The organism is Cryptocyanus atlanticus LEGE 06306, from assembly GCF_056633155.1.
The window spans coordinates 44,543-68,859 of record NZ_JBSJOZ010000004.1; the positions used below are offsets into that span (position 1 = coordinate 44,543).

The 24,317-nt window shown below is 64.3% G+C and carries 25 protein-coding genes; 11 read left to right on the forward strand and 14 right to left on the reverse strand.

The annotated features are described in order from the left end of the window. Window position 1: 1 nt before the first annotated feature. The 4 genes from ACWJI7_RS05850 to ACWJI7_RS05865 all read right to left on the reverse strand — a co-directional run bounded on the left by ACWJI7_RS05850 (window position 2) and on the right by ACWJI7_RS05865 (window position 1,871). Window positions 2-379, reverse strand: coding sequence for a DUF5615 family PIN-like protein (locus tag ACWJI7_RS05850; protein WP_479936136.1), 378 nt, complete (start codon window positions 377-379; stop codon window positions 2-4). 11 nt (window positions 380-390) lie between these two features. After that, on the reverse strand, window positions 391-1,023 hold the full coding sequence (locus ACWJI7_RS05855; RefSeq protein ID WP_479936138.1) for a DUF433 domain-containing protein: 633 nt from the start codon (window positions 1,021-1,023) through the stop codon (window positions 391-393). A gap of 325 nt (window positions 1,024-1,348) precedes the next feature. After that, window positions 1,349-1,657 carry a type II toxin-antitoxin system RelE/ParE family toxin gene (locus ACWJI7_RS05860; protein ID WP_479936140.1) on the reverse strand — a complete coding sequence of 103 codons (309 nt, stop codon included), beginning with the start codon at window positions 1,655-1,657 and terminating at the stop codon, window positions 1,349-1,351. Next, complete coding sequence (locus ACWJI7_RS05865) at window positions 1,638-1,871, reverse strand: addiction module protein (RefSeq protein ID WP_186699901.1); 234 nt, start codon at window positions 1,869-1,871, stop codon at window positions 1,638-1,640. The genes ACWJI7_RS05860 and ACWJI7_RS05865 overlap by 20 nt, the downstream gene beginning before the upstream one ends. A gap of 137 nt (window positions 1,872-2,008) precedes the next feature. On the opposite strand from ACWJI7_RS05865, the gene ACWJI7_RS05870 reads away from it, so the two are divergent. Together ACWJI7_RS05870 and ACWJI7_RS05875 are read left to right on the forward strand one after the other, a co-directional pair. After that, window positions 2,009-2,563 carry an HNH endonuclease gene (locus ACWJI7_RS05870; RefSeq protein WP_479936142.1) on the forward strand — a complete coding sequence of 185 codons (555 nt, stop codon included), beginning with the start codon at window positions 2,009-2,011 and terminating at the stop codon, window positions 2,561-2,563. Next, window positions 2,530-2,850 carry an HIT family protein gene (locus ACWJI7_RS05875; RefSeq protein WP_479936144.1) on the forward strand — a complete coding sequence of 107 codons (321 nt, stop codon included), beginning with the start codon at window positions 2,530-2,532 and terminating at the stop codon, window positions 2,848-2,850. Before ACWJI7_RS05870 ends, ACWJI7_RS05875 begins: the two co-directional genes overlap by 34 nt. A gap of 172 nt (window positions 2,851-3,022) precedes the next feature. Here the strand turns inward: ACWJI7_RS05875 and ACWJI7_RS05880 are convergent, their stop codons facing one another. From ACWJI7_RS05880 to ACWJI7_RS05895, 4 genes are read right to left on the reverse strand one after another with little or no spacing between them, the layout of a single operon-like run. Then, window positions 3,023-3,760: a hypothetical protein gene (locus tag ACWJI7_RS05880; RefSeq protein ID WP_479936146.1), complete on the reverse strand. Its 738-nt coding sequence runs from the start codon at window positions 3,758-3,760 to the stop codon at window positions 3,023-3,025. A 3-nt stretch (window positions 3,761-3,763) separates the two neighbouring features. Continuing rightward, the gene (locus tag ACWJI7_RS05885; RefSeq protein WP_479936148.1) at window positions 3,764-4,909 is read right to left on the reverse strand and encodes a hypothetical protein; all 1,146 of its coding nucleotides are present in this window, start codon (window positions 4,907-4,909) and stop codon (window positions 3,764-3,766) included. Between the two features lie 4 nt (window positions 4,910-4,913). Beyond that, window positions 4,914-7,268 (reverse strand): ATP-binding protein, encoded by a 2,355-nt coding sequence (locus ACWJI7_RS05890; RefSeq protein WP_479936150.1) that lies wholly within the window; start codon window positions 7,266-7,268, stop codon window positions 4,914-4,916. A gap of 1 nt (window position 7,269) precedes the next feature. Continuing rightward, complete coding sequence (locus ACWJI7_RS05895) at window positions 7,270-8,976, reverse strand: HsdM family class I SAM-dependent methyltransferase (RefSeq protein ID WP_479936152.1); 1,707 nt, start codon at window positions 8,974-8,976, stop codon at window positions 7,270-7,272. A gap of 842 nt (window positions 8,977-9,818) precedes the next feature. On the opposite strand from ACWJI7_RS05895, the gene ACWJI7_RS05900 reads away from it, so the two are divergent. The 3 genes from ACWJI7_RS05900 to ACWJI7_RS05910 are packed head-to-tail and all read left to right on the forward strand — an operon-like array spanning window position 9,819 to window position 13,612. Further along, on the forward strand, window positions 9,819-12,980 hold the full coding sequence (locus ACWJI7_RS05900) for a DEAD/DEAH box helicase (protein ID WP_479936154.1): 3,162 nt from the start codon (window positions 9,819-9,821) through the stop codon (window positions 12,978-12,980). Between the two features lie 51 nt (window positions 12,981-13,031). Next, complete coding sequence (locus ACWJI7_RS05905; RefSeq protein ID WP_479936156.1) at window positions 13,032-13,226, forward strand: DNA-binding protein; 195 nt, start codon at window positions 13,032-13,034, stop codon at window positions 13,224-13,226. Further along, complete coding sequence (locus ACWJI7_RS05910; protein WP_479936158.1) at window positions 13,223-13,612, forward strand: type II toxin-antitoxin system death-on-curing family toxin; 390 nt, start codon at window positions 13,223-13,225, stop codon at window positions 13,610-13,612. Before ACWJI7_RS05905 ends, ACWJI7_RS05910 begins: the two co-directional genes overlap by 4 nt. A 171-nt stretch (window positions 13,613-13,783) precedes the next feature. Here the strand turns inward: ACWJI7_RS05910 and ACWJI7_RS05915 are convergent, their stop codons facing one another. Both ACWJI7_RS05915 and ACWJI7_RS05920 read right to left on the reverse strand, forming a co-directional pair. Continuing rightward, window positions 13,784-14,167: a hypothetical protein gene (locus tag ACWJI7_RS05915; RefSeq protein WP_479936160.1), complete on the reverse strand. Its 384-nt coding sequence runs from the start codon at window positions 14,165-14,167 to the stop codon at window positions 13,784-13,786. Beyond that, entirely contained in the window at window positions 14,164-14,646 is a 483-nt protein-coding gene (locus ACWJI7_RS05920) for a hypothetical protein (RefSeq protein WP_479936162.1), read from the reverse strand. The genes ACWJI7_RS05915 and ACWJI7_RS05920 overlap by 4 nt, the downstream gene beginning before the upstream one ends. A gap of 10 nt (window positions 14,647-14,656) precedes the next feature. On the opposite strand from ACWJI7_RS05920, the gene ACWJI7_RS05925 reads away from it, so the two are divergent. From ACWJI7_RS05925 to ACWJI7_RS05935, 3 genes are read left to right on the forward strand one after another with little or no spacing between them, the layout of a single operon-like run. After that, the gene (locus tag ACWJI7_RS05925) at window positions 14,657-15,088 is read left to right on the forward strand and encodes a DUF3427 domain-containing protein (protein WP_479936163.1); all 432 of its coding nucleotides are present in this window, start codon (window positions 14,657-14,659) and stop codon (window positions 15,086-15,088) included. Between the two features lie 37 nt (window positions 15,089-15,125). Next, complete coding sequence (locus ACWJI7_RS05930; protein ID WP_479936164.1) at window positions 15,126-15,344, forward strand: type II toxin-antitoxin system HicB family antitoxin; 219 nt, start codon at window positions 15,126-15,128, stop codon at window positions 15,342-15,344. Window position 15,345: 1 nt separating this feature from the next. Continuing rightward, the gene (locus ACWJI7_RS05935) at window positions 15,346-15,582 is read left to right on the forward strand and encodes a type II toxin-antitoxin system HicA family toxin (RefSeq protein ID WP_479936166.1); all 237 of its coding nucleotides are present in this window, start codon (window positions 15,346-15,348) and stop codon (window positions 15,580-15,582) included. Between the two features lie 193 nt (window positions 15,583-15,775). Here the strand turns inward: ACWJI7_RS05935 and ACWJI7_RS05940 are convergent, their stop codons facing one another. Next, window positions 15,776-18,616 (reverse strand): cation-translocating P-type ATPase, encoded by a 2,841-nt coding sequence (locus tag ACWJI7_RS05940; protein ID WP_479936168.1) that lies wholly within the window; start codon window positions 18,614-18,616, stop codon window positions 15,776-15,778. A gap of 236 nt (window positions 18,617-18,852) precedes the next feature. On the opposite strand from ACWJI7_RS05940, the gene ACWJI7_RS05945 reads away from it, so the two are divergent. The 3 genes from ACWJI7_RS05945 (at window position 18,853) to ACWJI7_RS05955 (ending at window position 20,313) form a co-directional block, all read left to right on the forward strand. Next, a complete protein-coding gene (locus ACWJI7_RS05945; protein ID WP_479936170.1) occupies window positions 18,853-19,566 on the forward strand; it encodes a DUF3427 domain-containing protein in 714 nt (237 codons plus the stop codon). A 127-nt stretch (window positions 19,567-19,693) separates the two neighbouring features. Next, entirely contained in the window at window positions 19,694-19,981 is a 288-nt protein-coding gene (locus tag ACWJI7_RS05950; RefSeq protein WP_479936172.1) for a nucleotidyltransferase family protein, read from the forward strand. Continuing rightward, on the forward strand, window positions 19,978-20,313 hold the full coding sequence (locus ACWJI7_RS05955) for a HepT-like ribonuclease domain-containing protein (RefSeq protein WP_479936174.1): 336 nt from the start codon (window positions 19,978-19,980) through the stop codon (window positions 20,311-20,313). The genes ACWJI7_RS05950 and ACWJI7_RS05955 overlap by 4 nt, the downstream gene beginning before the upstream one ends. A gap of 41 nt (window positions 20,314-20,354) precedes the next feature. Here ACWJI7_RS05955 and ACWJI7_RS05960 read toward each other — a convergent pair whose 3' ends face one another. The 3 genes from ACWJI7_RS05960 to ACWJI7_RS05970 form a co-directional block, all read right to left on the reverse strand. After that, complete coding sequence (locus tag ACWJI7_RS05960) at window positions 20,355-21,977, reverse strand: protein adenylyltransferase SelO (protein WP_479936449.1); 1,623 nt, start codon at window positions 21,975-21,977, stop codon at window positions 20,355-20,357. Window positions 21,978-22,784: 807 nt separating this feature from the next. Continuing rightward, a complete protein-coding gene (locus tag ACWJI7_RS05965) occupies window positions 22,785-23,519 on the reverse strand; it encodes a hypothetical protein (protein WP_479936176.1) in 735 nt (244 codons plus the stop codon). A 234-nt stretch (window positions 23,520-23,753) separates the two neighbouring features. After that, a complete protein-coding gene (locus ACWJI7_RS05970; protein WP_479936178.1) occupies window positions 23,754-24,146 on the reverse strand; it encodes a hypothetical protein in 393 nt (130 codons plus the stop codon). Between the last annotated feature and the right edge of the window lie 171 nt (window positions 24,147-24,317).

Sequence of the window (24,317 nt, forward strand, 5' to 3'; positions counted from 1 at the left end):
ATCAGCTGGCGGGAATCTCATGCCATCGGACAACAACGTCGGATTGAACTTCAAGAACCCGATTAACCATGTCAGGGTCACGGCTCTGGTTGATCAGCTGCAAGGCTGACTGGACCCTGAGCCATTGCTCTTCCGCATTCAAACCAGCTTCCCTGAGAGCGATCACGCCTGGGTGAACTTCTATGGCGGCGGCCAATCGCATGAAATCCCCCACGTTCACCGTGACCACAATCTGATCCCAGGCCAGTGCATGGGCGAAGACATCCTCATCCACAGCGCCAGCAAGACCGACATGCACGGCCGCCTCTGCTGGAATTCCCATGTCACAGGCCCAACGGGCGAGACGAGGGCTCAGGTTTTCATCGATCAACAGCCTCAAGGGATGGGCCTTCAGCCGCGCTGCAGGGTGAGAGGTTGGCGGGGACGGCCTGGAGGCTTCGGCAGGCGGGCCTGGATCTGGGCGTAGTCCAGAGCCTGCTTGCTGAGCTGAGGAAAGTCGGCCTCCAGGTCGGTGCGGCTGACGCCGGAGCGCAGCTGCTCCACAACCACGGCGACTGGAATTCGGGTGCCCCGAAACACAGCTTGCCCCGAGCAGATGGCTGGATTGCTCTCCACCAGGGCATGGGGCCGCCTGAGGAGCCGATAGCGATACCGGAGCTCCCGGCTCACGCTGCTGAGATCGAAGCTGAAGGACACCGCACCGGTTTTGCGCAGTTCACCGTGGCCACGGGACCATTCACCCAGAGCGACCTGACCCGGGGGTGAGTCCACAGGCAACCGCTGAGTCTTCTCGGTGAGGACACGGAACACCTGGCGCTTCTGAACAGGCGAAAGCTGCAGGCCCTCGGCACTCAGTGCGCTGACCACCTGGAAGTAGAGCAGCTCACGAAAGCCCAGGCGCAGCGGTGCTGCGGAGGAATGCGATTCGGGCGGGGCCAGCACACGGCGGTATTCCTGACTCAGCAGACGGGCATCGGCTCCGAGCAGGGCGGCCCCTGTGGCGGCGGTGAGGGCTGGGGGCATCGCAGAAACCATGTTTCAGGCTGAACCATAGTAAGGGAGCTGAGGTTGGTGTCCTGGTGGACGGGGTGGGAGGCCACTGCCAAAAGGAGAGGGTTCCTCATGCGCAAGTGCCACCCCTGTCACCCCCAGTCCCCACCTGGCCCCCCAGCGCCCGCGCAGGACATCGCCCGGCGGATCCTGGGAAGCGCATGGTGGGCCGGGTTCACCTTCAACGGCATCACCGCCGATGGCGATGGCCACGACGCGATGAGCTGCTTGAGCTCTGCTGGGAACGTCTCGACGCATTCCGAGGCCATCGGCATGCTGCAGGCCCTGTTCTTCGGCCTCATGGAGAAGGCCGAGTCGCCCCAAGGCGAGCGCGAATCCAGATCGGATCGCGACGACAATCGAGGATGGCGTAGATGTCGATACTCGTCGCCTCCATCACGTAGTAAAGCGCAAAGGGAAAGCGCCTGATCAACATGCGATGAAACCCATCAACCTGAAGATGAATGCCGCCATAGACAGTCAACGACTGAACATCAGCTTCGACGGCATCCAGAAAGCGATCGCCCAGCCCCGGTGCCTGAAGTTCGTAGAACAACCAACCGTTCCGGAGATCATCCCTGGCCGCATCAAGGAGCCTGATATCCACGAAGCTCGGCCTTGAGGTCAGTCATGGCGTCGTTCCAAGACTGAAACCGGGCGGAACCCTGCTCCAGCTGGTTGCGGCGCCGCCGTAATTCATCGCGATGCCAGGCAGGCGATACGACCTGATCGGGCGTGGCGGAGAGATCCGCCCATAGGAGTTCCATCGCCTCAAGTTTGTCTTCCAGACTCATCTGGCCCAGGGGAAGATTCGCCGCCATCAGCCGAGGCCTCCAAAGGGGCATGGCATGGATTTTAGAGCCAATGCAGTCAGCAAAACGAAGCAGGCCAGAAGTCCAGAGGGCTGTTGTCCTCCTAACAGGTGCCACCCCCGTCACACCCCAGCCAGGATGCCCCCATGCCCCCGCCCCCCTCCGCCACCTACCAGCGCCTCCGCGAGACCATCGCCGAGCGGATGCGCATGAGCCCCATCTACCAACCGCTGATGCTCATGGAGCTGCTCGCCCGCCGCAGCCCCGCCCCCCCGCAGGACATCGCCCACCGGATCCTGGGAAGCGCATGGTGGGCCGGGTTCACCTTCAACGGCATCACCGCCTATGGCGATGGCCACGACAGCCTGATCGGCAGCGGCGAGCTGAGCGATGTCGAGCGCGACGCGCTGCTGGAGCTCTGCCGCCAGCGCCTCGATGCCTTCCGCGAGCACCAGCGGGCCCTGGAGGTGGCACCCATCATCCCCAGAAACCAGGGCGGCTCCCACGCCATCAGCAACCTGCAGGCGCTCTGCTTCCGCTGCAACGCCGGCAAGCGCGGCGGCTGTTTGCCTACGCAAGAGGGCGCACCGACTTCCGCGGGGTGCAGGCCAGCTACGGCCACCGCGAAGCGGACTGTGTGTTCTGCGCGCTGGAGGGCAGCGGCCGGGTGCTGCTGGAGAACGAGGGTCACAGCCTGGTGATCCCGCGTCGTCATGGGGCCGACGGGCTGGAGCTGCACCAGCCAGAGTGGAACGCCGTGGTGGAGCTGCTAAAGCTGCGGCGGGAGCAGCTGAGTGCCCAGGACGCGTCGATCAGCGGCTGGGCTGGTTTGCTCAACGCAAGAGGGGGGCTGAACTCAGGCAAGGCGGCGGGGCAGACGGTGTTTCATGCGCACTGGCATGTGATCCTCAGGCGAAAGGAGGGCTGCGAGCGGCCTCGGGGTGGGGGCAGGGGGCGATTGATGGAAAGCAGAGCTATTGAATTGTGACGCTAAACATACTTTAGGCACTTCGCATTAGGTCAGTCGCAGGGGTACGTGGGACTGAGCTGAAGAAAGAAGCGGCTGCAGTGGAATTGGGCCAGGCTCCTGGAAATCGCGGCCTCGTCTGTTGGTGACCTCGGGTGACCCCGCGCTGGATGAAAGTCGCGACGGCACGCTTTCATAGAAACAGAGTATTATGAGGTTTCGCGGCCTTCAAATCACACCAAGGGCTCGATGTCGAATTCTCAACCTGCGTGAGCTTCCAATTAAGAAGGGCCTTTAGCCGCTTCGCTTCAATCGTCCTCCAGCGGTTGGGAGCGTCACTCGCTCCCGAGAGAGTTTTCTCCCATGCTGCCTGAAAGAGTTCGCCCAGCGCGAAGCCGATCGCGGACATCGGGGTCGCGAATACGTTTGGATGCCGAGGGACGGGAAAGGCATGATCAGACGATGAGAAGGTGTGGAAGAAGCAGCCAGGGGAACTCGCATCGCCGAGTTCCATCTTCCAACTAGCCAGCGTATCCTCGGATGCTTTATCCCTCACCTCAAACACCGTGGACGCTTTGCCGGTAAATCCGATCAGCGGTCTCCGCCTGGGCTTCCTGTGTAGTCGTAGAGGGTCCTTAATTGGGTAATCCGCCGCCTCGACCTCCCAGATCCCTGTAATTGATCCGTAGACCCGTCTTGCAGACGTCTTAGTGGGCGGCTCGAACTCGCCCTCGCTTACGCGTGTCTTCAGCGGGCGCATCTCAGGGATCTCGAGAGTGTACGTTCCACCTCGCGTCATCAGGCCTTGAATGTCATTAAGCAGCTCCACGAGTTGGTAGGGGGAGGTCCGATCCAGGAACCTCGCTGCGACCACATTAAGTGCACCGAGCTCATTAACCAATTCGGCTGGTTGGAAGAGAAGGTTCACCACGTATCAGTCCTCCTCGTCCAAGGTCGGCACGCGTTCTCGGTCAAGAGGGTGCACAATCGAGCTCAGGTCCGCTTCCTCCCGAACAACGTCCACCTCTGCGTACGCCGGATCGGCATAGGCTGGCCAGAGATCAGGAACGAGGCGTACCACGGACTCGAATGCGCACAACTCCTCGCGAGGCTTGAGTTCACGATCCACACAAACTGCCGGGGAGACACCCTCAACGCGCTCAAGAAGAACTCCTGCTTGCCGTTCAAGCTCCGCATGAAACGCGTCTGGTTCTCGCGCACCCGCAGCTCGCAAGTTCCAGACGTATTGATCTACGGCGGCACGCCACCACCGCCGGTCGTCGAACGACTTCAGAACCCCATGGTACTGACAGGCCGCCAAGCCGTTGGCAAGCTCGGACTCGCCTTGAAGAACTTGACTCAGCGAGCACGGGGTGATCCGCAAGCGCGCGGCGACCCAGTGCCTGGCCAGGAGGAACGTTGGGTACGGCAAGATGCCGTGGAGGAGCCAACGCAAGAACAGCAGGCCGTTGGTGCCTGCGGAGAAGTCCGAGAGCGGGATCTGACAGAGGACGACGTCGTCCGCGGCACGTTCCGACCAAGGCGCATCCGCGGCAAGCCTCAGAAGCTTCGCAGTCGCGGCGAAGCAACCTCCCGACTCGACCTCCGACCAAAGCACAGATACGTTGCGGACTGCGTCGGCGAGAGCGACGGAGCGAGCGAACCTCGACGTGTCTACCTTGTCGAATGCCCACTCCAAGTTGTTTAGACGCGCGACGACGTAGGGCGTGCGGTTCGTTGTGTGGAGACGCCCCGAGATGTCGCCAATGTGGGCACTGTGGATAGCGAATGCGGTGTAGTTGTGGCCACCGCTGTTCGCGGCGTCCGCGTGCTCGCGCAGCACCGCCGTCAATGCGAGGCCGTTCCGAGGTTTGAGTGAAACCTCCTCCTGCTCGTCTCGCTCCGCCCAGTTGTCGAGGATGAAGTCCATCAACACAAGGTCTGCCCACTCGAGATCAGAGACTTGCACATCTCTAGGGTGCATCGCTCGCGTCGTCGCGAGCCTTTCGAGTCCGAGTTCGTGGGCGCTGGTTTCCTCGTCATCGACGATGAGGATGCGGGGAAGGTTGTCCTCTGACATGTCGCTACTTGTCTCCGGGGAAGGTGAACTTGATGGCGGTCGCGAAGCCGGTGTCAGGGGAAACGAATGCAATCTCCGCGCCGTAGTCGTCGAGCATCCGTCGCGTGATCGGGAGACCAAGTCCCATGCCCTGCCCGAGCACTGGGTCGACCTCCACAGTCGTGGATTCGAACGGACGGAACCACGTCTCTGCGCGGTCAAGGTCGACGCAAACGCCCGTGTTCTGGATCAGCACATGGACGCTACCTTTCTGGTTAATCCCAGCCGAGGCGATTATCCGGCCCTTTGGCCCAGCTGCTTTCAGGGCGTTGCTCAGCAGATTTGTGAACACTGCGGTCAGCTCGGCCGGAAACATCGGCGGGGATTTCAGGTCCGTGGGAATCTTGCTCTCGATCCGAATGCCGCGTCGTTCGGCTGTGTGAGCGATGAGTCGCCCTGCGACATCGAAGCGCTCCGCGAGCTTCTGTCGCGACCGGCGTCGACGGGCATCCGGCGTCACGATGTCTGTGAGATACGACGCCTCGCGTTCAAGCCCGCGCCGAAGGTCCCCAATCGCCTGCAGGACTTTCTTGAGCTTCTGCCGTTGGGTTCCTGTCAGCTGCGGATCTGACGCAAGTTCATCGAGTGCGTGTTCTACTGCTTGGCTTGCGCCGAGCAGCGCACGAATCTCGTGCACGAACGCGGACATCTGGGTGCCAACCGACGCGAGCACGCGGAGCAGCGATTGCTCCGAGATCATTTCGTCGGCCGACTCCGCCTGCGCCTGAATCTCCTCGAGGGATTGATCTATTTTCTCCGTAATTTCAGCGGCTTCTCCGGGAGGCGATGCCGCGGCGGTGGCAACGAGATGCGCACGAGCGGCGGTAAGGGCAACTGTTGCGCCCGCGAGGCTTGACTTGAGCGCAATTGGGCTTCTGGGCGGTCTTTCGGCGGACGCCTTCGGAGCTGGCCGCGCAGGATCCAGATCACCCGAACCCACTGGGCCGACACCTTGCTTGCGGGTTTCGCTACGCGCTTTCCGCTTCGAATAAGATGCAGCGGCATACACACGCGTGCACAGGTCGAGACCGGATCGCACGAGGGATACCAGGTTGTCGTATCCACCTTCCGGAATGAAGCCTTCACGATTGACCAGCATGCGGAGGTCGGTTGCATACTCGTGGGTCAAGAAAACGCCACCGAAGTAGTTATTGTTCGGGAAGGACGTGAGGGCGGCGTCTCGATCGTCGGCGGGCCCGAGATCGTCAAGGTCCCAGCTCTTGAGGGTGTCGAGGTTGCGTGACCGGCGTGTGTAATCCGCGTCCAGGCGCAACCAGTCGTTCTGAGGCTCGCCGTACGGGAGCACGCGGAAGCCTTCCATGAACACGCGCACGCCACTTGAGCCATTCGCCCAGGTCCGCTGATCACCGCTTGCCGCCATATTTCCTACGCGCAGAAAGATCCGGGCGTCAAAGAATGGGCCAGTCTCAGGCGCCGGATGTTCAATCTCGGCGTCGTAGGCTCTTGCGTCTGGTAACTCCTTCAGAGTTCGATTTGTCGGAGCGACCTCGTATTTAACCGACTCTCCGGGGCGAGCGCGAATTTCGATCACCCAAGCTGCGTGTTCCTCCATCAAGCGCCAATACTCGTCGCCAGCAGAGAACTCTCCTTCTAGCTTGACGTTGAACTGTTGGCCGCTCGCTTCCGCGCAACGAACGAGGGGCTCGTCGAACAGCAGGGGCTCGCCAACGATCGACTTCCTCAGCGCCTTCGTCAGAAAGGGTGGCGGTGCAAACGACTGAACTTCCAAGAAGAAGCGAGCCCGCTCAACAGGCGTCCACTTCCGTCGGAGGCGAGATAGACGAAGTACTGTACCGGTCGTTCCCTCAAACGACTCTTCCTCGGGCTCAACGACGACTGCGTCGCTGCCCTCAATTTGGTCGAGCGTCTCAAAGCGTTCGATTGCGTCCCAGTCAATCCGAGCTTGAACAGCAGCCATGTTTCCTGCGTTCTCGGCGTCGCTGACGCTATGCACCTCGAGCAGGCGAGCGAGCTTGTGAGCAGCTAGGCGACCGATCCCTTTCGCACCTGTATAGCGTCGCTTGAGCCGCTCCGACAGCCGCTCACCGTCGTCCTTCATCCGGGACGCGACGCGCAGAAATCCCCGCTCGAACTGCGTGGGCGTCATCCCAGAGCCGTTGTCGGTAATGACGATCAGGCCGCGGTCAGGGTCATTCAGTTGCTGACCGAGCACAACTACGTCGGTAGCGTCGGCATCGTAGGAGTTCTTGATCAACTCAATGAGGGCCGTGGAGTCACGCCCAACCAGCAGCTCGCCGAGTTCCCTGAAGAGATGGGTGTCAATCGTAAATTTGGCCATCTCAGGGCTCCTCGGCATTGGGTATTCGCTGTCGAATTAGCTCCGTCAGTGCATCCTGCATCAACATGATGTCCTTACGAGAAACCCCAAGCCCGCGATGCAGAACGTAATCGTCGGCAAGCGCACGAGCGGCCCCCTCTTCCCCGCGTCGCAGCGCTTCGTTCATGGGTCCGAAGGCGCTGCCCGATTCAGCCACGATCGGCACAGGTAGCCTGCGCAGGGCCCTCAGGTCGAGTTTCAGGACGCCGCCGCCGTACCGCCGCCCGAGCAGCTCCGACCATAAAGCTACGAACGTGGTCATGAATCCGACTGCGACGACCTCCGGGGGTATGTCGCACTTGGGGATCCATGTTGCGGCGTACAGCGCGTTGGTGCAGGGGAAAGTGCTTCGGTTGAGAACAAGCAGGGGTGAGCCGAGCCGCGTCGACGTGACGAAGGTATCGGGCTTTGCCATCAACTCCACGCGGAACCAAGACTCGCGCATGGCGCACTTGTAGCGCATGTCGACGCCAGCCATCTCACCCTCTTTGATCCAGCGAAGTACACCAGGGCTCGACTCCATCGCAGGGTTAGGTCGAACGAGAAACGCTCGTTCTCCTCGTTCGGCAAGGGCCTCGTGATCTGATGGAGTGAACTCCAATCCTCTGAGCCACTTCGTGCGAGCAAGGACAGGGACGCGCGCACTAGCGCTTATCCCGATATCCGCCAGCTCGTCTGCTGAACGGATGAAGTGGTTGTTCGCGCCGGTCACGATGCCGATGTGTGGAGTTGCCAATTCGCTAAAGACTCTGGTGTCCCCCGACGACTTGAGCGTAGTAAGGATTTGGAGAGCTTCGGACGAGATCCTTCGTCCGTTCGGGAACATCGTTGTCTGCGCGACGGGTGCCTTGCCCCTTAGGACTGCGCTTAGCTCATCAGTAGTGTCGACCGACAGCACATCGAGAGAACCTGAGTTTCCGAAGTCCTCAGCAGCGACAACGACAACTGCTTCGTCGGTGCCATAGAACAGCCGTTGCCGGAGATGGATCAACCGCACTGTCCTAAAATGCTGCTGAAGGGCAGACCGGACGGAGACAGCGTAGTCCGCCTGTAGGATCGCCTCCGGCACCAGCATGGCAAGCCTGCCATTCTGTTGGAGAAACTGGAGCGCATGCAGGATGAAGTACGCCCAGAGGCTTGCAGTTTCTGGGAGCGGCTGTCCGCTCTCTTCAGCGATGCGGCGGGCCACCGCTCGACGCTCGTCCTTGAGCCAATGATGCCGCACGTATGGCGGGTTTCCTACGATCGCGTGGAAGGGTGCGCCGGGAATCTCATTCGGCCGTATGGCAAGAAAGTCGCGGAACACGACGTTTTCCTCGACCAGGTCTGGGCTTTCGCGTACGTAGCGCACACACGAATCGTCGACATCGACCCCAAAGACGAGGCGTCCTGCGTGTCGCCCGCCGTTCCTCTTGATGTGCGATGCGGCCGCCTGCATGAACGCACAGCCCCCAAAGCTCGGATCGAGGACACGAGCTGTGTGGTTCATGATTGCCCACTGTGCGATGAGGCCCGCCACATAGGCCGGCGTGTAGTAGGCCCCTAGTAGTCGGCGCTGGGGAACGGAAACGCCGTTGATTTCAAGTCCGCCGGCGCCTTCGGATTGGCCGCGTATCTCGCGCGTCGCATTCGGTTCCCGATGAGCTCGTGTCGCTGGGCTCTTCGCCATCATCGCCCTTCGGGTTGCCGGTGGACCAGAGAGATAGAGGGCGCATCGACTGTCATGACTTGTACTTCCTCCTCGGGTCGTTCGGGCAATCGGACTGGTCTGCGGCATTTAGATCAGCTGTTGTCTCCGACCCCGCACCGTCGGCCCTCACCCAATCGTCCGCGACGACCCATTTGATACTCCAGAAGCGACCGACGCAGTGGCCGGGAATGCGCTTGGCATAGACCCATGTGTAGGAGGGGTACTTGCTGACCAGAGGTGCGGTGTTCCGCGATCTCCTCAACTGAAATCCACCGGCCATCGATCCGGAGCACCTCCTGACCAAGTGAGGAGGTGCGGTAAGCAGCACGCCCAAGGACATGGGCTGAAAGTTTCGAACAGCGGGGACGAACCTTGGTCAATACGGATTGGTCGGATTTGATTGGGTTCGGACTGCTGGTGCCGCTGCCGGCCCGGCTGGGGCGGTACTGGTCGGCGGCGCTCGAGTGCATCGAACCCACCTCGCCGCGCGCGCAGCTTCGCTCATTGGTCCGCTGGTTTTGCCAGGCTAGGCTTTGGAGTAACAAGCGCCAAGATAAGCTCCGCGACGTCGCCGTTAGTGGCAGGTCTCTGCAACCTGTCGAACTACGTAATTGAGCGGTTCCGCATAAAGACTCCCATATCTCTCCTCCTTCTACAGAAAACAATGATAGAGGTAGGGCTGGTATTGGCCGAAGCCTGTAAGAGCACGAATCCAACCCTGGCCTCCGATAGCCGAGCGCATGTTATCCAGATCCGCATAAAATCTGCAAACTAGGTACCGCCGCAGTCGCTGTACGGCTCCATCCCCGCCTGGTCACCCCATGCCCGCCCAGGCGCCACCCCCAGGCCTCTACCAACAACTCCTCACCGAGGGCCTGGAGCAGCACCTGCGCATTCTCCAGAAAACCCTGGTCGAAACCAACGGCCTCGATCCCCAGGAAGCCCCACGCCTGTTGGCCCGGCACCTGGCGGGTCTGGCCCGCATCGCTCTGGAGCACCTGAGCGGTGGCTCCACCCCTGAGCACCAGCTGGCCCTGGTGAACCAACTGGTGGGCCTGCTCCAGAGCCAGGCACCCCGCGCCATCTCCACGGGTGACCTGCTGCATCCCTCCGCCCGGCTGCTGTCTGAGATCCGATCTACGGCGCTCCTGCCCGGCCAGACCGCCACCATCCGCCCGCTCATCCCCCTGGCCGACAGCACCCTGCTGGTGAACGCCTGCGGCGAACCGTCGGTGGGGCAGGCGCTGATCCACGAAATTCCCTCCGCCCAGCGGATCGACCTGCTCTGCGCCTTCATCAAGTGGAGCGGCCTGCGCCTGCTCCAGCCGGCCCTCTCCGAATTCCTGCAGGGCCAGCCCCGCCGCTCGCTGCGGGTGCTCACCACCGTCTATCTGGGCGCCACCGATCGCCGCGCCCTCGATTGGCTGGTGGATCACGGCGCTGAGGTGCGCGTCAGCTACGACACCCGCCGCACCCGCCTGCACGCCAAAGCCTGGCTGTTCCATCGGCCTGGCCTCTCGGGCTCCCCCCCTGCCTCCACCGCCTACATCGGCTCCTCCAACCTCTCCACCGCCGCCCTGCACGACGGCCTGGAGTGGAACGTGCGCCTCTCCGCCCACGACAACGAGGGCATCCTGTCCAAGTTTCAGGCCGCCTTTGAGAGCTACTGGGAGGAGGGCGAGTTCGAGCCGTACCGGGCCAGCGAACTGGAGCAGCACCGCTTTGATCGGGCCGTGCGCGAGGAGTCGGCGGGGGACTCGGCGGCCGACGCCACCCCGCTCAGCTTCTTCGACATCCGCCCCTATGCCTACCAGCAGGAGATCCTGGACAAGCTGGCCGCCGAACGCAGGCTCCATGGCCGCTGGCGCAACCTGGTGGTGGCCGCCACCGGCACGGGCAAAACCGTGGTCGCCGCCCTCGATTACGCCCGCCAGGGCGGTCCGGGTCACCCGAGCCTGCTGTTCGTGGCCCACCGGCGCGAGATCCTGCAGCAGAGCCTCGCCACCTTCCGCCAGGTGCTGCGCGATGGCTCCTTCGGCGAGCTGCTGGTGGATGGCCAGCGCCCCGACCAGTGGCGCCATGTGTTCGCCTCGGTGCAGTCGCTCGCTGGGCTGGATCCGGCGGACCTGGCGCCGGACACGTTCGACGTGGTGATCGTCGATGAGTTCCACCACGCCGAAGCCCCCAGCTACACACGTTGGCTGGCTCATCTGCAGCCGGTTCTGCTGCTGGGCCTCACCGCCACCCCCGAGCGCACCGATGGCGACGACATCCTCCATTGGTTCGGAGGCCGCGCCGCTGCGGAGCTGCGCCTCTGGAGCGCCTTGGAGCAGGGCCTTCTGACGCCCTTCCACTACTTCGGCCTCCACGACGGCACCGACCTCTCGCGGATCGAGTGGCGCCGCAACGGCTACGCCAGCGAAGCCCTCTCCAACCTCTACACCGCAGACGACGCCCGCCTGCGCCTGATCCTGCGGGAACTGGCAGACAAAGTCACCCACCTGGAGACGATGCGGGCCCTGGGCTTCTGCGTGAGCGTGGAGCACGCCCATTGGATGGCCCGCAAGTTCGTGGCATCCGGCCTGCGCGCCGCCGCCCTGGATGCCTCCAGCCCCCGGGAGCAGCGCGCCGAGCAGATCCGCCGCTTGCGCTCCGGCGAGCTGCAGATCCTGTTCGCGGTGGATCTGTTCAACGAAGGCCTCGACATCCCCGAGATCGACACGGTGCTGTTCCTGCGGCCCACCGAGAGCGCGATTGTGTTCCTGCAGCAGCTCGGCCGCGGTTTGCGCCTCTGCCGGGGCAAGAGCTGCCTCACGGTGCTGGATTTCATCGGCCAGGCCCACCGCCGCTTCCGCTTCGACCTCCGCTACCGCGCCCTGTTCGGCGGCACGCGCGACCAGCTGCGCCAGCAGATCGAAACCGGCTTTCCCTTCCTGCCGGCCGGCTGCAGCCTCCAGCTCGATCGCGTGTCCAGCGAGCGGGTGCTTGCGAACCTGCGCGAGTCGTTGCCCAGCCGCCGGCCCCAGCTGGTAGCCGAATGCCGCAGCCTCGGGCGCTGTTCGCTGGCGGGGGTGTTGGAGGGGCTGGGGATGGAGCTGGGGGAGTTTTACAGGGTGGCGAAGTCGTGGGCGTTGCTGCAGCGGGAGTTGGGGTGGGTTGCCGGGGCGGCCCCAGGGGAGCCCAGCGACGATGAAAAGCGGCTGGGGCGAGGGATCGCTGGGGGCCTGCTGCATCTGGATGACCCCGAGCGCTTGTGCTGGCTGGCGGATCAGCTGCAACAGCCCATGGCGCCTGATCCGGCGGGCTTCGATCCCGCCACCGAGCGCAGCTGGCGCATGCTGATGGCCCAGCTGTGGGGCAGCGGCCGGCACCACCTGCCCCTGGCCCAGGCCCTCGTCCGGCTCTGGGTTGCCGCCCACCTCCGCGCCGAACTGGTGGAGCTTGTTGAGCTCCTGAAAGAGCGCACCGACCACCTGGTGGGCGCCCTCGACTGGGGCCGCGCCGAACCACCTCCCATTCCCCTGAAACTCCACGGCCGCTACTCCCGCTCCGAGGTGTTCGCCGCCTTTGGGTTGTTGAACGAGGCCCGCCCCTTCCCTGGCCGTGAGGGGGTGGTCTTTGACGAAGCCACCCAGTGCGACGTCTTCTTCATCACCCTCAAGAAATCCGAGCGCCTGTTCTCCCCCACCACCCGCTACAACGACTACGCCATCTCCCCATGGGAGTTCCACTGGGAGAGCCAGAGCCTCACCAGGGAAGCCTCCGCCACCGGGCAGCGCTATATCCACCACCGCGAGCGCGGCAGCCGGGTGCTGCTCCTCCTGCGGGAGCAGAACAGGAGAGGCCAGGTGACGCTGCCATTTCTGTGCCTGGGCTTTGCCGATTACGTGAGCCACGAGGGCGAGCGGCCGATGGCGATTCGCTGGCGGCTGCAAAGGCCGATTCCAGGCGCCTTCTACCCGGAGCTGGCGGTGGCGGTTTGAGGGGCCAACACCCATCAACCTCTCCTATCGTGAGGGGTCTGGAGGCGTGCCATGGCCCTCGCCATCGATCTCAATGAAGAACAGTCCCGCGCCCTCGCCGATGTGGCTGTAAGGCTCAACGTGCCCCAGGAGGTCCTGGCAGCGGCCGCCGTTCGCGATCTGTTGAGCAGGCCCTCGTCTGACTTCGAAGACGCCGCATCCCAAGTGCTGGCAAAGAATGAGGAGCTCTACCGGCGCCTGGCTTGATCCGCTTTCTCAGCCTCGGCGAGGTTCTGGAGCTGCATCGCCGTCTGATCGTCACCTCCGGTGGTTTGCCCGGATTGCGGGAGCTTGGCCTTCTGGAAGGGTCACTTTCCCAGCCCCGGCAGACATTTTCGGGTGCTGATCTCTATCCCACTCTCACCGAGAAAGCCGCAGTACTTTGTTTTTCTTTGATCAAGAATCATCCCTTTGTGGATGGCAACAAAAGGATCGGCCATGCCGCCATGGAAGTCATGCTGATGCTCAACGGGTATCAACTGACGGCTTCGACGGAAGCAGCAGAAGCCACCGTTCTGGCTGTGGCCTCCGGAGCGCTTGGGCGCCAGGCATGGACCGACTGGGCTCGGCAACAGACCAACACCTTGGAATGAGGTGAGTCAGCAAACAGCTCTCCAGCTGCCTCATTCATCGCAGCACGGATGGACTTGAGATCAGGAAGATCTCTGGGACTTCCCAATCTTCAGCCAGCTGGCTCCTCGCCACAGCACCAACTTCTGGATGGCTGTGGATGTCCATATCGATTCCAAGCCTGTCGGCATCTCTCAACTCTCCCTCAATAACTGCCGCACCAGAGCAATCAAGTCCTTCTTTGTGAAACTCTCCAACGGTGGCGGTGGTGGGGTCACACCATGGCGTTCAAGAACCTTGGCAAGTGCAACCTTCTGGAGCTTGGAGGTGCCCTTGATCCCATGCTCCTTGCACAGCCGTTTGAGGCTGGCCACAGATTGCTTCAGGAAGCTCCCCTTCCCCAGCAGGGCTATGGGGGCTTGAGTTGTTCCTTCTGGATGGGGATCCTGGAGGTCCTGGAGTGCGGTACTGGAGCGCTGCAGATGGTCTGCCATCCGGCGGTACACCCGGGCGTCGGTGCCAGCGAGTTCCCGGTTGGTCTGCTCCAGCAGATCGACAATCGACGGGACCGCGCTCATGGCTGCCCACCAAGCTGGTCGTAGCCGCCAGCCTTCATCGGTGCAGTGGAATTGGTCTCCTCGACCGCTTCGGCGGCCAACGCAGCAGCCTTGGCCTTCACCGATCGCCAGCGCCTCGCCTGCTCGATCAAGCGACGGAACATCTCCACGAGCCAGAAGCCGCTTTGCCGCTCGCTCTCGTCGATCAAGCCCACCATCGCATCGCCCGTTTCCTCCAGCTCTCGGATCACACCGCCGAGCTTGGCGTTGAGCGCATGGAGCCGCGCCTTGGCCCGGGCCTCATCGGCCAGATCCGCCTCCAGCTCCACCAGCTCCCGCTGCAGCTCGGTGATCACCACCCCCCGCCTGTCGCTTTGGGCCTTGAAGATCCCCCGGGAGCGGTTGGCCGACACCAGGGCCGCCCGGCAGTCCTGGTAGGTGCCATCCAGAGCCTCTGGATCTGGCGTGATCGGGAATTCGCTGGCCGAGCGGAGGGGCATCGGGATTCGATTGGGTGACTCCAGGATTGCCGATTTTGAGCGGTTTTGGTCGGGTCAGCTTGTGGAAGGGGTGGTCTTCGATGAGGCCACCCAGTGCGAGGTGTTCTTCGTCACCCTCAAGAAGTCCGAGCGCCTCTTCTCCCCCACCACCCGCTACAACGACTACGCTTTCTCCTCGTGGGAGTTCCACTGGGAGAGCCAGAGCCTCACCCGGGAAGCTTCCGCCACGGGGCAGCGCTGCATCCACCACGCGGAGCGCGGCAGCCGGGTGCTGCTGTTTGTGCTGGAGGAGAACAAACGGCGCGTCGTCACCATGCCGTTCCACTGCCTCGGTTTTGCCGAAGACGTGAGCCACGAAGGCGAGCGGCCAATGGCGATTCGCTGGCGCCTGCTGCAGCCGATCCCTGCGGCGTTCGTTCCGGAGCTGGCGGTGGCGGTGTGAGGGGGGCCAAACTGGATCAACCAAGCTGCTGGCGACCATGGCGACCGCCACCCCCCAGCGCCTGACGGCGATCCTGTACCGGGAAGAGGAGCTGTATGTGGCGGAGTGCCCGGAAGTCGGCACCGCCAGCCAGGGCGACACCATCGAGGAAGCCCTGGCCAATCTGCGCGAAGCCACCGAGCTCTACCTGGAGGAGTGCCCCCAGCCGGTGCTGACGCCCCGTCTGCTGACCACCTTCGAGGTCAACGTTGCCTAAGTTGCCACGGCTGCCGGCGTCCGCCGTCATCGCCGCCTGGCAGCGTCTGGGCTTTCACGTGGTGCGTCAGAAAGGCAGCCATGTGGTACTTCGAAGACCGTCGAGCAACCCTGAGAGCGGCGAAGCCAGCGTCACCTGCGTCGTGCCGTTGCATCGCCGGGATCTGGCGGTGGGCACCCTGGGGAGCGTGCTGCGCCAGGCAGGTATTGACGTGGAGACGTTCCTGGGTCTCCTCTGAATCCCTACCTCTCAGCGTTTGATCCTGCGCGACGGCCAGTTGCAGATCCTCTTCGCCACGGTTTTCTGCGACCAAGCACTGTTCAACGAAGGCCTCGACATCCCCGAGGCTGCGCCTGCACCCCTCCAAGCGATGCCTCACCGTGCTCGGCCAAAAACCGCAACAAGCATCGGTCAGGCCCACACTCAGCCACTCAACCAGCGCTCGAAGAGGCCCAAGGATTCACAGAAGGGGGGTGGTGGGCAGGGCCGCCACGCTGACGGATGAACATCTTGTGCAAGGCGTCCGCCACCAGCACCGCCACCGGTGCCAGCGCGATCGGACCGAGGTAGCCGAGAGGGAAGCGGGCCATGTCGAAAACGGCGGCCATGGGGGCGACCAGCACCAGAAGGCCGGCCACGACCGGTTCACTCAGCCAACCCAGCCACAGCAGCGGGTTGGGATTGGCAAGCAGTTCCCAGAAGGGGCGTCGGTCACTGCGACAGGCCAGCAGTGCCCCCATCTGGCCGGCCACGATCAGACAGAAGGCCACCGTGGAGGCCCGTTGCTGGATTGCCTGCACCGCAGGCGCGGCGCGGTGGTGGAGCAGATCGGGGGCCAGCTGTTGCAGGGCGGAGAGGTCGACGTCGTTGTTGTGCCACACCAGCAGGTAGCCCGCCATCGAGATCAGTCCCTCCACCAGCCCCAGCACCAGGTAGGCCCGCACCATCAGGGGCCGGTTGAGCAGGGGCAGGTCACGGCGGCGTGGCGGCTGGTGCATCACCCCCGCTTCAGGGGCTTCCGAGCCCAGGCCCAGGGCCGGCAGCAGATCGGTGCCGAGATCCACCGCCAGGATCTGCAGCACCGTGAGGGCCGCCGGGATCCGCAGCACCACCATCGCCAGGAACGGCAGGATCTCCGGCACGTTCGAGGCCAGGATGTAAGTGATGAACTTACCGATGTTCGCCACCACCGAGCGACCGAAACGCACGGCCTCCACGATCGTGGCGAAGTTGTCGTCGAGCAGCACGATGTCGGCGGCCTCGCGGGCCACATCGGTGCCGCTGATGCCCATGGCGAGGCCCACATCGGCGGCACGCAGGGCCGGTGCGTCGTTGACGCCATCGCCGGTGACGGCCACCACCTCGCCGATGTCCTGGTAGGCCTGCACCAGCCGCAGCTTCTGCTCCGGGGCCATGCGGGCGAACACCAGCCGGTGGCGATACTTCAGCAACTGCCGCAGATGCACGTCGCTGATCTGGGCCAGGGTTGAGCCCTCGATCACCCGCACGGGATCGGCACCTGCCCGGCCACTCCGGTGATGGTCCTCCGTTCCCTGGCCATGGGCGGAACTCGGCTCCAGCAGGCCGATCTGCAGGGCGATCGCCTGGGCCGTGAGGCCGTAGTCACCGGTCACCATCGTGACCCTGATGCCGGCATCGTGGCAACGGCGGATGGCGTCGGGCACTTCCGGTCGGGGCGGGTCGTAGAGGCCCAGCAGGCCCAGCAGCGTCTGGCCCGACTCCAGAACGTCTGCCGGCGCCCCCTGCATGGCTTCCGGCCCGGCACGCAGGGCGACGGCAATCACCCGGAAGCCCCTGGCGGCCAGGTCGTCGTTGGCGGCCACCACCTGCCGGCGGCGGCTCTGATCGAGCGGTTCGCTGCCGCTGGGCGTGAGCCAGGCTTCGCAGCGCTCCAGCACCTCCAGCGGCGCTCCCTTGGTGATCACCAGGCTGCCGCCCTCGGCGATCGGCAACGGCGGGTCGTTCCACATCACCAGCACCGTCATGCGCCGCCGGTGTGAATCGAAGGGGATCTCCCGGCGGCGTGGGTGGAGGCGCTGCCGCTCAGCCGGATCGAGGCCTGCGGCCTGGGCCGCCTGCAGCATCGCCGTTTCGGTGGGATCACCCACGGCACCACCGGCATCGAGGCGGGCGTTGCTGCAGAGGGCGGCCCCCTCGAGCAGCAGCCGCTGCAGATCCTCGCCGGGCACCGGCAGCCAGGTTTCCTCCACCGCCATGCGGTTGCAGGTGAGGGTGCCGGTCTTGTCGCTGCAGATCACACTCACCGATCCGAGCGTCTCCACCGCCGAGAGACGCCGCACCAGCGCCTTGCGACGCGCCATGCGCTGCACGCTCAAGGCCAGCGCCAGGGTGACGGTGGGCAGCAGGCCTTCGGGCACGTTGGCCACGATGATCCCGATCGCGAAGACCAGGCTCTCCAGGGGCGTCATGCCCACGAAGACCAGGCTCAGGGCGAAGGCGAGCAGGCCCATCGTGATGGCGATCGTGCTGATCGTGTGCACGATGCGGGCCACCTGCTGCTCCAGGGTGCTGGCGCTGCGGTGGGTGCCGGCCGTGAGGCGGGCCACCTGGCCGAATTCGGTTTCGGAGCCGGTGGCATACACGATCGCCTCGCCCCGGCCGGAGGCGATCGTGCTTCCCGCCAGCAGCAGGTTGGGTCGTTCACCGCTGGGCAGACGCAGCTCCGCCTGAGCGGCGGGCAGGTCCAGGGTCTGGCGAGCCACCGGCACCGATTCACCGGTCAGCACCGAAAGATCGACTCGCAGCTCATGGCTGACGCTGATGCGGCAGTCGGCCGGCACCCGATCGCCCTCCTCCAGCAGCAGCCGGTCACCCGCCACCAGCTGCTCAGCGGAGCGGAAGCCCAGCCGGCCATCGCGCCACACCTGGACCTGGCGGGGCAGCGAGCGGGTGAGAGCGTCCAGGGTGCGCTCCGCTTGGAACTCCTGCCAGAACGAGAAGAGGCCGTTGATCAGCACCACCGCCCAGATCGCCGAGCCCAGCTGCGGGGTGCCGGCCACGAAGGCCAGCACCCCTGCGATCCACAGCAGCAGGGCCATGAAATGCAGCATCTGGTCGAGGAAACGCAGCACCAGGGGGCGGCGTTTCAGCGGCGGCAGCCGGTTGGCGCCGTAACGCTCCAGCCGCTGCTCCGCTTCCGCCTGGCTGAGACCCTCAGGGGTGGTGCGCAGACCTGGATACACCTGCTCCAGCGGCAGAGACCAGATCGGCTGGGAAGCAGCAAGCAGCACCGGATCAACAGGCTGGGTGGCTTTCAGGATGGCCGGCCTGAAGGCGATGAAGTGTCAGCCATCAACAAGGCGTGGAAGCCGCTCAGGTCCAGGGGGCCGGCCAGCTCGATCGTGTGTTCAGCGAGCGGCTGCTGCAGCAGCTGCGCGAGTCGCTCCCCTGATCCCTGGCGGGGCTGCTGGCGTTGCTGCAGCGGGAGCTGGGGTGGTTGGGAGTAGAGGAAGCCAACGGCCAGCCCGTGGGCGAGCCGAGCGCCGATGAGCAGCGTCTGGGGCGGGGAGTGGGGCGTTTGCTCCACCTGGACGACACCGACCGCCTCTCCTTCCTCCTGCAGGGTCTCGCCCATGGACAGCCGCCTGTGGTGCAGAGCCTGAGCGAAACGGACCGCCGGCGTTGGCGCATGCTGCTGCTCCAGCTCTGGGGAACGTCGCCGGATCGCCTTGCCCTGCAAGACGCCCTGGACCGTCTCTGGGCCTGTCCAGCCTGTCTCGATGAGCTGCACGAACTGTTCACCCTCCTGTTGGAGCGCACCGACCACCTCGCCCCTCCCATGGACTGGGAGCAGCCCGTGCCCCTGGCCCTTCACGCCCGCTACAGCCGCGCCGAGATCTACGCCGCCTTCGGGCTGATCACCGAGTCCCAGCAGACCACCGGCCAGTCAGGGGTGTTGTTCGATCGGGCAACCCAGTGCGACGTCTTCTTCATCACCCTCAAAAAGTCCGAGCGCCTGTTCTCCCCCACCACCCGCTACAACGACTACGCCATCTCCCCATGGGAGTTCCACTGGGAGAGCCAGAGCCTCACCCAAAAAGCCTCAACCACCGGTCAGCGCTACATCCACCACCACGAGCGCGGCAGCCGAGTGCTGCTGTTTGTGCGCGAGGAGAACAAGCGCGGCGGCGTCACCATGCCATTCCACTGCCTCGATTTTGCCGACTATTTGAGCCACTAGGGCGAGCGGCCGATGGCGATCCGCTGGCGGCTGCAGCAGCCGATCCCTGCGGCGTGCTATCCGGAGCTGGCGGTGGCGGTCTAGCTTGTGTCGAGATCCCTGTGCGCACGACAGGCCTGGAGCACCCATGCGACTTGCCGAGCTTAAGCAACTGGCCCCCCAGCTCCATGAGCTGCTTGCACGCCATGGCGCCAGCAATCCGGCGGTGTTCGGCTCGGTGGCGAGGGATCAGGCCACGCCCAGCAGCGATGTGGATCTGCTCGTGGACCTTCCGGGTGGCACCAGCCTTTTCGACCGTGTCGAGCTGAAATCAGCTCTAGAGGATCTGCTCCTCACCCGGGTGGATCTGATCCGCCGCCGCAACCTCAAGCTCGATCTCAAAGCCATGGTGGAGGCCGAAGCCATCCCCCTGTGATTGAGGCAAGAGATCGCCAGGCTCTGATCGATATCCGAGGCGTGCTGGATCGGGCTCTGGGCTACCCGATTGAAAACGAAGAGACATTCCTCGCTAAGGATTACCTCCAGGATGCCGTGATCCGTTGTCTTGAGATTCCTGGTGAGGCCAGCAAGCGTCTCAGCCCTGAATTGCGCAACCATCATCCCGATCTGCCCTGGCGGGCCATGGCAGGGATGCGCGATGTTCTGATTCACGCCTACGACCAAGTGGACCTCGAAGAGGTCTGGATGGCCTATCAGCGCTTTCCAGAGATCCGTCAGGGCATACATGCCATTCTCTCTCAATGCTGAGGTAGCCAGCCCCAGCGACGAGAAGGCAGACGTTGGTCGGCTCAGGACGAACAGCTGTAGTGGGACACGCCACCGGCGTTGAAGAATTCCCGGGGCTTCAGGCGGTCGTAGGTCGCCTCCAGCTCCGGAGACAGTTCGTCGTAGGGATGGCTGAACACCTGCTGCAGCTCCCTGACCAGGCTGAAATCACCTTGCGCCGCCTGTTCATAGGCCGGTGCGATCAACCACTCGCGCCAGGTGACTTTCGGGTTGACGCGTTTCATCGCGTCGGATGTCGCCTTGGTGTCGCCGCCATCTGTGAGGCGATCCCGCCAGCGTTGCAACCAGCTTTCCCATTGCGCATCGAGCTGCTCTGAACTGGGCAGGTAGAAGCTCTCCTTCAAGCTGGAGAGTTGCTCTGGAATCTCAGACAGCCTGCGGAAGAAGATCGTGTAGTCCGCCTTGGAGAGCACCATCAGCTCCATCAGTTCATTCACCAGCGTGGCGTCATAGCTGATCAGGCCGAGCTTCCGGGCCCACATGGCCTCGATCTCCTGGGTCATCGCATCAGCGAAGCCCTCCCGGATCTGATCCAGCCGCGCCAGTGCTTCCGTGTTCCCTGCAAGCAGCGGCCGGATAGCTGACCAGAACATCTGATAATTGGCTTCGGCCGCCATCGGTTGGTTGAAGAAGCAGAAATGCTCGCCGCCGCCGGTCCAGGGCTGAAAGCGGGGATCGAACAGTTCGCAGAATCCGAAGGGGCCGTAGTCAAGGGTGTAGCCACCGGCGGCGCAGTTGTCGCTGTTGAAATTGCCCTGGCAGTAGCCAACCCGCAGCCAGTGGGCCACCAGGGCGGTGAGCCGCGCGCGAAACAATCGCGCCAGCTCCACCAGCTGATCGCTGAACTCCAGACCCGGATCAATCTCAGGCCGGTAGTTCCGCTCGATCAGGTGCATCGCGATCATCCGCAGCTCGTGTCGCGCCTCCGGATGGGCACCGCTGCGGGCACGGCGGGCGAACAGCTCCAGCTGGCCCACCCGCAGAAACGATGGCGCCACGCGGGTGGTGATCGCCGCCGGGTTGTCCACCAGGATGTCGGGATCGAACGACCGGGAGTTCGGGGAGTACCAGGGCCGGCGCACGGTTTCGGATCGGGACCCATAGAGCGTCAGCGAGCGTGAGGTGGGCACCCCCAGGGCGTGCATGAACTCCTGCGCCAGAAATTCGCGCACGCTGGAGCGGAGCACGGCGCGACCATCGGCTCCCCGGCAGTAGGGCGTGGGCCCACCGCCCTTCAGTTGCATCTCCCAGCGCCGGCCCTTGAACACGCCTTCGAACACGGAGATGGCCCGGCCATCGCCGTAGCCGTTTCCGGTGCCGAACGGGCACTGCTGGATGTATTCGCTGCCGTAGATCGAGAGGGCATAGCCGGTGGCCCAGCCGAACGGTCGCATCGGCGCTTGGGCCACGCTGATGTCGCCGGAAAACAGGCGGCGGAACTGGTCGTCGTGGGCCAGCGCCTCGCTCAGGCCCAGGTCACTGAAGAGGGTGGTGCTGTACGCCACCAGCTCCGGCGCTGGAATCGGGGTGGGCGTCACCGGCACGTAATGACCGGAGAACACCTGGCGGGGCTGGTGGTCGTGGCCGTCTCCGGTGGCCTGGGGATCTGCCCGCAGGACATCCATCAGCGAATAGTCGGCCCGCTGGGCCAACTCCGCGAACGTGGTGGTCGTCACTGTTGTCGGCACGGGTCTCGCGGGGTATTGAGCTGCCTGGGCATAGCCCTGACGCTGAGGGCCCCATCCTGGCGAGCCTGTCGCCATCAGCGGCGACCTTGCCGGTGTCAGGCCGGTTGGGGGAGCGTTCGAGCTGAAACGTGGCCGGCGCCTGACGGCAGGAACTGCTGGTCATCACCCCAGGCACGAGCGAGTCCCTCGCCTCCGCCACCAGTCCTACCGGTCCTGCGCCCTGGCCCTTGGCCCCTCCGTTCGTTGGCCTGGGGCTGGCGCCTCCAACGAGAGCCCCGAGAGCGAGCGGCCCATGGCGATCCTCCGGCTCAGGGGCGAGGGCAGCCAACAACTGGCATGAAGGGAGGGCTCACGGCCGTGATCGAATCCGCTCCCGAGGGCGGTTTCTGGGCCATCTGCCTTGAACTGGCTGATCGCGAGGCGGATATCACCAGAGGCCTGCCCACGGACGCCTTCCGTGTTCCCACTCCCTCTCGATGAATCCGGCAACGGGAGTGATTGAAGCGGTTCCACAGCACACGGAGATCAAAGAACCGCTTGCAAAAAGATCCTGCGCAGCCTCAGAGCCGATGGATGAAGGGCTGCATGGCCGTCAGGCCCGCACAACAACACCATCCCGTGCTTGGAGTTCCACGGCTTGGCTTTTGCCGATGACGGGAGCCCTCCTCCCTCCTAGCCGCAGACCATCGCCAGATCTCGCCTGTTTTCTGGGCGCAGTGCCGGGCCTGAGGTCGTAGACGGGGCTCAACCACCGGCTGCGGGGAGCCGCTGGAAGGCGCCGTACATGCCGGTCACCTCTCCCTTGGCGTCGTAGGTGACCACTTCCAGTGCATTGGAGCCATCCAGCGGCATCGCCAGCTGGATCACGGCATCCCCCGTGCTGCAGGGTGTGGGCCTGAGCGTGAGCCGGGCCACTCCGAACACCAGCTCCGTCGGCTGGCTGGGCGGCACCAGCTGATCGGGATAGCGGCCGTTGCGGCCCCAGGGGAGGTTTTCCACGCTGTAGTCACTGTCGCAGAGGCCGTTGACCTGGTTGCCCCAGCGGATCCTGTTCGGTTCCACTGTGAGCACATCGATCACCGCCAGGCCCGCCGTGCTCTGCCCCTGCCAGCGGCCCAGGAAGACGTTGTCGGTGGTCCAGCCCGGCGGTTTGGGAATCACCGCCTGGGCGGAACGCCAGAGCACCTGCAGGGTGTACTGCCCCTCCCGGTTGAAGCGGAGGCCCTCGCTGCTGTTGCTGCGCGTGTAGGTCTGGCCCTGCTCAGCGCTGGCGAAGCGGAAAGCCCAGGCACCGAAGCGCACGTTCACGTTGCCCTGGCGCTGACTGAACAGGCACGGCCCCTGCTGCACCGGGATCGTGGGGTCGTGGCGGCTGAAGATGCAGGTGGCTTCGGTGCTGTCCGCCAGCGCCGGTGGCGCTGAACCAGCGGAACTGAGGGCCAGGGCCAGCGGGAGCAGAGGGGACAGGCGGATCGGCACAGGCGGAACAATCGACAGCTTCGTCAAGCAACAGTGAACGGAGGTCAGGCAACCTCGGCAAGCGGCCGGGCCCATCACCCCTGCCAGCGCCAGGCGCCACGCTCCAGGGTGGTCTGACCCTGCACCACCGTCGCCAGCGTCAGCCGGTCGAGGGGGAGCCAGCACCGCATTCTGCAGGGAGCGGGAGCCGCTCACGGCGAGGTGGCGGATCGTCATGACGTCGGCGCCGGCAGGTCAGTGAGGGCTCAACCCCCGTCGCCGAGGAAGATCAGGGAAGCCCACACGGCACCAGGTGCCCTGGTGGTTGGTCGTGCAGGCCAGCTTGTCGAGGGTGTCACCCGACGCGCCCATGCCGGCGATCGCAGCGCCATGACTGGGTTCGGCGTAGAGGGTCACGGTGGGCTGACCGTGACCGCTGGGCTTCACCTTGCTGTGGAAGCTGTGATCCACGGCTGCGGCCAGCTCGATGAGCTCGAAACGGCGGTGGCCGCTCATCAGCCAGAGGCGACCCTGCTCATCGCGCATGGGGCGGTTGTCGGTGGTGGGCGGGCCGGCCGGCACGAAGCGGAAGCTGGCACTGCCGCTGAAGCTGATCTCAAAGCCGCCTGGGCCCCGGGGCCTGATCATGCAGGTCTGCTAGCTGCTGTTCATCCAGCAGTCGACGCTGATGGCAGCGAGGGTGAGGGCGCGACAAAGACCCATGGCGGGTGGTGAACGCGGGCATTCTGTGGTCGTTGATGCGTCAACGCTTCCCTCCGGCCAGGGTCACCGCAGCGCTCCCACCCGAGACGGCGATCA

Excerpts from the sequence above, each read along its gene's own strand:
- ACWJI7_RS05855 (WP_479936138.1), bottom strand. The coding sequence starts at position 1,023 with ATGCCCCCAGCCCTCACCGCCGCCACAGGGGCCGCCCTGCTCGGAGCC.
- ACWJI7_RS05865 (WP_186699901.1), bottom strand. The coding sequence starts at position 1,871 with ATGGCGGCGAATCTTCCCCTGGGCCAGATGAGTCTGGAAGACAAACTT.
- ACWJI7_RS05870 (WP_479936142.1), top strand. The coding sequence starts at position 2,009 with ATGCCCCCGCCCCCCTCCGCCACCTACCAGCGCCTCCGCGAGACCATC.
- ACWJI7_RS05885 (WP_479936148.1), bottom strand. The coding sequence starts at position 4,909 with ATGTCAGAGGACAACCTTCCCCGCATCCTCATCGTCGATGACGAGGAA.
- ACWJI7_RS05890 (WP_479936150.1), bottom strand. The coding sequence starts at position 7,268 with ATGGCCAAATTTACGATTGACACCCATCTCTTCAGGGAACTCGGCGAG.
- ACWJI7_RS05895 (WP_479936152.1), bottom strand. The coding sequence starts at position 8,976 with ATGGCGAAGAGCCCAGCGACACGAGCTCATCGGGAACCGAATGCGACG.
- ACWJI7_RS05900 (WP_479936154.1), top strand. The coding sequence starts at position 9,819 with ATGCCCGCCCAGGCGCCACCCCCAGGCCTCTACCAACAACTCCTCACC.
- ACWJI7_RS05905 (WP_479936156.1), top strand. The coding sequence starts at position 13,032 with ATGGCCCTCGCCATCGATCTCAATGAAGAACAGTCCCGCGCCCTCGCC.
- ACWJI7_RS05915 (WP_479936160.1), bottom strand. The coding sequence starts at position 14,167 with ATGAGCGCGGTCCCGTCGATTGTCGATCTGCTGGAGCAGACCAACCGG.
- ACWJI7_RS05920 (WP_479936162.1), bottom strand. The coding sequence starts at position 14,646 with ATGCCCCTCCGCTCGGCCAGCGAATTCCCGATCACGCCAGATCCAGAG.
- ACWJI7_RS05930 (WP_479936164.1), top strand. The coding sequence starts at position 15,126 with ATGGCGACCGCCACCCCCCAGCGCCTGACGGCGATCCTGTACCGGGAA.
- ACWJI7_RS05950 (WP_479936172.1), top strand. The coding sequence starts at position 19,694 with ATGCGACTTGCCGAGCTTAAGCAACTGGCCCCCCAGCTCCATGAGCTG.
- ACWJI7_RS05960 (WP_479936449.1), bottom strand. The coding sequence starts at position 21,977 with ATGGATGTCCTGCGGGCAGATCCCCAGGCCACCGGAGACGGCCACGAC.
- ACWJI7_RS05970 (WP_479936178.1), bottom strand. The coding sequence starts at position 24,146 with ATGATCAGGCCCCGGGGCCCAGGCGGCTTTGAGATCAGCTTCAGCGGC.